The 6,010-nt window shown below is 75.5% G+C and carries 6 protein-coding genes; 2 read left to right on the top strand and 4 right to left on the bottom strand.

The window, feature by feature from the left end; all coding sequences use genetic code 11:
- Positions 1–28 precede the first annotated feature (28 nt).
- The 3 genes from ABZW03_RS35990 to ABZW03_RS35980 all read right to left on the bottom strand — a co-directional run bounded on the left by ABZW03_RS35990 (position 29) and on the right by ABZW03_RS35980 (position 3,213).
- Entirely contained in the window at positions 29–1,582 is a 1,554-nt protein-coding gene (locus ABZW03_RS35990) for a S8 family serine peptidase (protein WP_355268196.1), read from the bottom strand.
- 239 nt (positions 1,583–1,821) lie between these two features.
- Positions 1,822–2,574, bottom strand: a complete 753-nt coding sequence (locus tag ABZW03_RS35985; protein WP_355268194.1) for a hypothetical protein — start codon at positions 2,572–2,574, stop codon at positions 1,822–1,824.
- 132 nt (positions 2,575–2,706) lie between these two features.
- Positions 2,707–3,213: a winged helix-turn-helix domain-containing protein gene (locus tag ABZW03_RS35980; RefSeq protein WP_355268191.1), complete on the bottom strand. Its 507-nt coding sequence runs from the start codon at positions 3,211–3,213 to the stop codon at positions 2,707–2,709.
- A 58-nt stretch (positions 3,214–3,271) separates the two neighbouring features.
- Here ABZW03_RS35980 and ABZW03_RS35975 point away from each other — a divergent pair, with 58 nt between their 5' ends.
- Positions 3,272–4,183 carry a S41 family peptidase gene (locus ABZW03_RS35975; RefSeq protein ID WP_355268188.1) on the top strand — a complete coding sequence of 304 codons (912 nt, stop codon included), beginning with the start codon at positions 3,272–3,274 and terminating at the stop codon, positions 4,181–4,183.
- Between the two features lie 110 nt (positions 4,184–4,293).
- Here the strand turns inward: ABZW03_RS35975 and ABZW03_RS35970 are convergent, their stop codons facing one another.
- The gene (locus tag ABZW03_RS35970) at positions 4,294–4,935 is read right to left on the bottom strand and encodes a dihydrofolate reductase family protein (protein ID WP_355268185.1); all 642 of its coding nucleotides are present in this window, start codon (positions 4,933–4,935) and stop codon (positions 4,294–4,296) included.
- Between the two features lie 355 nt (positions 4,936–5,290).
- On the opposite strand from ABZW03_RS35970, the gene ABZW03_RS35965 reads away from it, so the two are divergent.
- Positions 5,291–5,893: a hypothetical protein gene (locus tag ABZW03_RS35965; protein ID WP_355268182.1), complete on the top strand. Its 603-nt coding sequence runs from the start codon at positions 5,291–5,293 to the stop codon at positions 5,891–5,893.
- Positions 5,894–6,010: the final 117 nt, after the last annotated feature.

Here is a 6,010-nt window from a genome sequence, read left to right as displayed (position 1 = left end):
GTCCGGCCGAGCGGGCGGCTGGTCCCGGCTACTGGACCGCGCGCAGTGCGTTGACGATGCCGAAGCCGTAGAAGCCGTTGACGCGCGGGCCGCCCGCGCAGGTGGCGTCCCCGCTGCTCCCGGTCCCGGTCCCGCTGGGCGGGCCGGCCGGGCAACCCGGGTTGTCCGCCTGGGCCTTGAGCAGGGCCCGCAGCTGGGCGGGGGAGGCGTCCGGGTGGGCGGACTTCAGCAGCGCGGCCACACCGGAGGCGTGCGGAGTGGCCATGGAGGTGCCCTGGAGGTAGCCGTACCGGTTGCCCGGCATGGTCGACAGGATGCCGCCCTCCCGGGACGGCGTGTCCGGGGCCTGGTACTGGTCGCCGCCCGGCGCCGCGACGTCGATCACGCCGAGGCCGTAACTGGAGTAGTACGCCTTCGCCTTGGTGGGGCCGGTCGCGCTGACGGTGACGACGCCCGGCAGCTGCGCGGGCACCTGCCGGCAGCGGTGCGGGTCGACCGTCCGGGTCGTCGGGGTGGAGTCGTTGGGGCTGCGGCTGTCGGTGAAGCCGTCGGAGGCGAGGTCGTGGTTGGAGTTGCCGGCCCCGGCGATGTTGAGGACGCCCTTGCGCTGGGCGTAGAGCTGGGCGCGGTCGACCGCGTCGACGATGGCCCGCTGGTCGGGGTCGTCCAGGCAGTTGTACTGCCACGGGTCCACGTAGTAGCTGTTGTTGGTGATCTGCACGCCGTGGTCGGCGGCGAACACGAAGGCGCAGACGACGCCCTCGGCGTGGATCAGCTGGCGCGGGACGGGCTGGGAGACCGTGATGCCGGCGACCCGCACCCCGGGCGCCACGCCCGCGACGCCGAGGCCGTTGCGGGCCGCGGCTATCGTGCCCGCCACGTGCGTGCCGTGGAAGTAGTCGGGGCTCGCCGGCCGCCAGGAGCCGTAGGTGGTGTCGGCCTTGCCGCTGACGCAGTCGGCGGACTGCTCGGGGGAGAAGTTCGCGGCGAGGTCCGGGTGGGTGTCGTCGACGCCGGTGTCGATCACGGCGACCGTGACGTCCCTGCTGCCGGCGTTGACCTGCGCGGCCTGGTCCGCGCCGATCGCCCGCAGGTCCCACTGCTCGGCCTCGAGGGGTTCGGCGCCGTCGGCGGAGGCCTTCCCGGCCGACTCCGCCGCGCCCGGGGCGAGGTAGCGCACCGGGCCCTCCTCGGTCGTCGCCGCCGCGCTCAGCGGCGCGGTCCGGGTGGCACCGGCCGACCGCACGCCGGGCACCGCGCGCAACTGCCGACCGAAGTCGGGGTTCGCCGCGTGGGCGACGATGACGCCGATCCGGTCGTACGTGACGACGACGGTGCCGCCGGCCGCGGTGACGGCCCGCTGGACCTCGGCGATCGTGCGGCGGTCGGTCGCGGTGTTGACGACGTACGCCTGGAGGGGCCCGTCCCCGGCCTGCGTGGCGGCCTGCGCGGAGGCCTGCGTGGCGGCCTGCGCCCGGGGCGTCGCCGAGGCCGGTACGGAGAGGGCGGTGAGCGAGGCGGTCAGCGACAGCGCGACCGGGACGGCCAGGCCGAGCCGGAGTAAGGAACGCAGGTGGGCCATGGGGTCTCCACATCATCCGGGTGCGGGAGCCGGCCGAGGACGGAACGCCGGCCGGGCAGGAGCGGTACGGGTGGCACAGGAGGTGCAGGAGGTACAGGAGGTACAGGGGGAAGCTATCCCGCCGCCCCGCCGACAGCAATGGATCCGGCAGCGGCCCGGGCGCGAACGGGCGGCGGCGGTACGGCACTTCGACGTCCGCCGCCCCACCCGTCCGCCGCCCGGACCCCCGCCGGACGCGCCTACGGCCGGTACCGCCCGGCCAGGTCGCCATAGCCGCCCGCCGTCCAGACCGCCGCACGGAACTCCGCGAGGCCGAACGCCCCGGCGCCCTGTCCGGCGGTGGGCGGGAAGTGCGCGGTGCCGCAACGGGCGCAGTACCAGGCCTGGTTCCAGAGCCGTTCGGCCCGGTCCCGGCCCGCCAGGCGCCGCCGCCTGGCGAGGAACAGCGCCGTCGCGCCCGCCAGCAGGGCGATCGCGAGGGCCAGGATCAGGTACGACCCCCAGAGCGGGACCAGCGCGTCGTTCCCGTCGGCGAGCGGGGCCGCCGCGTGGGCGGCCGGGGACACCGGATCCGCCTTCGGCAGGCCACCCGGGAGGAGGTCGGTGGGGAAGTCGTTCGGGAACCCCGGGTGCTTGGTCACCCAGTCCGGTGGCGAGAGGTCGGGCTGCCGGCGGACGGGCGCGTCGCGCGCCGCGTTGCCCTGGAAGAAGGTGAAGACCGCCCCGAGCAGCGTCGCGAAGCCCAGGGTCGCCAGTGCCTGGACCACCGCGCCGACCGCGGGCGGCGCGGGTGCCAGGGCCCGGCCGAGCGCGGAGAGCTCCTCGCGCGTCCGGGTACGGCCGTCCCCGTCGGAGGAGCGCACGGTGACGGTCCGCCGTTCGCCCAGGTGGACCGCCGGTACGCTGCGGACCTGGTCGGTCAGCGCGCAGCCGGGGCAGGGCGGCAGCGGGCCGCGCGGCGGCGGCGCAGGGACGGCGTCGTTGATCGGCATGTACGGAAATCCCCCCGGACCACGGTCGGGCGACCGTTCGTATCCCGGTGGACGCCCCCGCTCCGCCCCCGGTTGCAGCCCGCTCGCCGTCCGCCCCGTCCCCACTGGCCGCCCCGTCCCCGGAGACCGCCGCTACGCCCCGGCCTGCCGGTAGAGCGTCACCAGGACGCCGTGCACCGGCTCGCCCTCCGGGTCCTCCTCCGTCTCGTCGACCAGCGCGGCCAGCAGCTCGGCGAGCCGCGCGGCCTTGGCCGGGCCGAGCCGCAGGTGGCGCAGCGCCAGCAGGTGGTCGGCGGGGGAGCGGTCCAGCTCCTGGGCGACGGCGCCGAGCAGCGCGGCCGTGCCCTCGGCCTGCGGTTCGGTGACGAGGAGCCGCTCGGCGGCCCGCCGGTAGTACTTCTCGGTGCCGCCGCGCACCTGCCGCGTTCCCGCGTCCTGGACCAGCCCCGCCTCGCAGAGCACCCGGAGGTGGTGGGAGACGCTGCCCTTGTTCACCCCCAGCTGCGCGGCGAGCCGGCTGATCGTCGACGGCCGGCTGCTCAGGGCGAAGAGCAGGCGCTGGCGCAGGGGGTGGGCGAGCGCGGTGTGCTGCAGGGGCGTGCTGATCCGCTGGGCGTCTTCGTCCGGTTGGTGTTTCACCCCATCAAGCGTTAAGTAAGGTTGACGCTTTGGCAAGTCGCTGGTCTACTTCCCTGCCATGACCTCCACCACCACGCCGCCCGCGCTGGACACCGCCGCCGTCATCGACTCGATCGCCGACCTGGTCAGCGAGCACTACGTCTTCCCCGACGCCGCCCGCCAACTGGCGGACCTGCTGCGGCGCCGGAGCGCCGAGGGCTCCTACCGGGCCGAATCCGCCGAGGAGTTGGCCGAAGCGGTCACCGCGGACCTGCGGTCCGTCAACGGCGACCTGCACCTGGGCGTCAAGTACCACGAGGTGCCCGTGCCGCCGGAGCAGGGCGCCGCCACGCTCACCGCGATCCGCAGACGGTTCGACGAATCCCTGGGCGGCGTGGCGCGCGTGGAGCTCCTCGACGGCGGCGTCGCCGTCCTGGAGCTCGCGCCCCTGCTGTTCCCGCTGGACTGGGCGGCGCAGCCGCTGGCCGCGGCGCTCTCCGTGGTGGCCCCGGCCCGCGCCCTGATCCTGGACCTGCGCCGCGTCGTCGGCGGCGACCCGAACACGGTCGCCTTCGTCTGCGGCTACCTGCTCGACGGCCGCACCCACCTCAACACCATGCTCTCGCGCCAGGGGGACGTGGCCGAGCAGTACTGGACGCCCCCGTTCGTCCCGGGCGCCCGCTTCGGCGGCAGCAAGCCGGTCTACGTGCTGACGAGCGGGAACACCTTCTCCGGCGGCGAGGAGCTCTCCTACGACCTGCAGCAGCTCGGCCGCGCCGAGGTCGTCGGGGAGACCACCCGGGGCGGGGCCCACCCCCGCGAGGGCTGGACGGTCCACCCGCACCTGGAGCTCAGCGTCCCCATCGCCCGCGCCGTCAACCCCGTCTCGGGCACCAACTGGGAAGGCACCGGCGTCCGGCCCGACGTCCCCTGCGACGCCGACACGGCGCTCGACCGCGCCCTGGCCCTGGCCACGGCCCGACTGGCCTGACCCGCCGTCAGCGGGCGGACCGCACGACGGCACCCGCGCCGGGGCGGCGGGTCGGGCGACGGCACCCGCGCCCGGGCGGCGGGTCGGACGGACCCCGCCCCCGGCGCGGGTCACCGGGCGTCGTCGTGCCCGAGGCCGCGGTCGGGCGCGCTCATGTCGCCCGTCCCGGGCGTGCCCTCGGCGAGCCCGTAGCGCAGGTACACGGTGCCCACGGGGGCGGCCGCCGGGGGTTGGAGGAGCGTGAGGTTGGTGGGCACCGCGCCGCCGTCGAACACCTTCTTCCCGACGCCGAGCACGATCGGGTGCACCCACAGGTCGAGCCGGTCGAAGAGCTTCTCCCGCAGCAGGGTCTGCACCAGGTCCAGGCTCCCGACGACCTTCACGTTCTCGTGCCGGTCACGGACCTCGCGCACCGCGCCGGCCAGGTCCGGGCCGAGCAGGGCGGAGCCGGCCCACGGGAGCTCGGGCGTGCCGCGCGAGGCCACGTACTTCGGGATGCGGTTGAAGAGCTCGGCGATCTCCCCCTCCGTCTGGTGCGGCCAGTAGCCGGCGAAGATGTCGTACGTCCGCCGGCCGAGCAGCAGGGCGTCGGTGCCCTCGTACGCGGCGAGGATCTGCGCGAAGGTGGCGTCGTCGAGCAGGGGCGCCTGCCAGCCGCCGAACGGGAACCCGGCCGGGTCCTCGTCGGGGCCGCCGGGTGCCTGTCCGACGAGGTCGAGCGTCGCGAACAGTTCGATCTGGACGAGGCCCATGTCTGCACTCCCGATGAGTCGGTGAATCCCCCCGTCGAGATGTAGACCCGCCGGCCCCGGAAGACCCATCGCCACGCCGGAACCCGCTTCCCGCACCCCCGACCGCCGCGCCCGGCGGCCCGCCCTCCGCCCCGTCCGGCGCCCCGTCCGGCGCCCCGCCCGGCGCCCGGAAAACTCCGTGTCCGACCTTCGGCCGGACCGGCCGGACGGGTTCCGGCCAAGTCGGATTTCACCGTCCAACCACCGGACACCCACACGGCCTCCCCACTAGGGTGAGGCCCGATCAACCGCTCGGCCATCCCCCCGACCAGCGGGCATCGAGTGTGCCCGCCGCCAGGACTGGAGTGAACCGATCATGCATCCTCGTCCCCTGTGGAAGCGCCTCGCCGGCGCGGTCGTCCGTCGCGGCATAGGCGCCACCCTGGGCGCGCTCGCGCTCATCGCCTCGTTCGTCCTCGCCGGCACCGCCGCCGGCACGTCCAGCGCGGCCGCCCAGCCGGCCGGCGTCAGCAGCACCGGCCAGTGGGCCTGCTCCGGAGCCGCCATCCCGGAGGGGTGGGTCATCACCGCCTTCAACAAGGACGGCTGCGGCGGCTGGGGCTCGTGGTTCCAGGAGCCGGAGGCGGACGGGCTCTACAGCTGCGGCGGCTCCCCGATCATCCAGGGGTACGTCCTCACCGACTACATCAAGTACGGCTGCAACGGGATGGGCGCCTGGCGGCACAACCTCGTCCGGGACGGGATCTGGACCTGCGGCGGCTCCCCGATCGTCGCGGGGTACGTCGTGACCGGCTACATGGTCTACGGCTGCAACGGGGTCGGTGCCTGGTTCCACCAGATCGCGAAGGCCGGCCTGGTCACCTGTCCCAACTCGCCGATCCCGGCCGGCTTCCGCTCGGGCGCGTACTGGAGCGGCGGCTGCAGCGGCCACGGCGGCTACTACCTCGCCGTCGCCTGACCCGGCGCCACACCCGGCACCGCCGTGGGGGCCGCCCCGCCGGGCCGGGGGCCCGCCCCCGCCGCCCCCCCCCCCCCCCCCCCCCCCCCCCCCCCCCCCCCCCGCCCGCCCGCGGGG

It is taken from the genome of Kitasatospora sp. NPDC004799, assembly GCF_040609095.1.
GTDB lineage: Bacteria > Actinomycetota > Actinomycetes > Streptomycetales > Streptomycetaceae > Kitasatospora.
The sequence above is the reverse complement of the archived record's forward strand: the minus strand, read 5'-3'. Positions and strand labels throughout refer to the sequence as shown.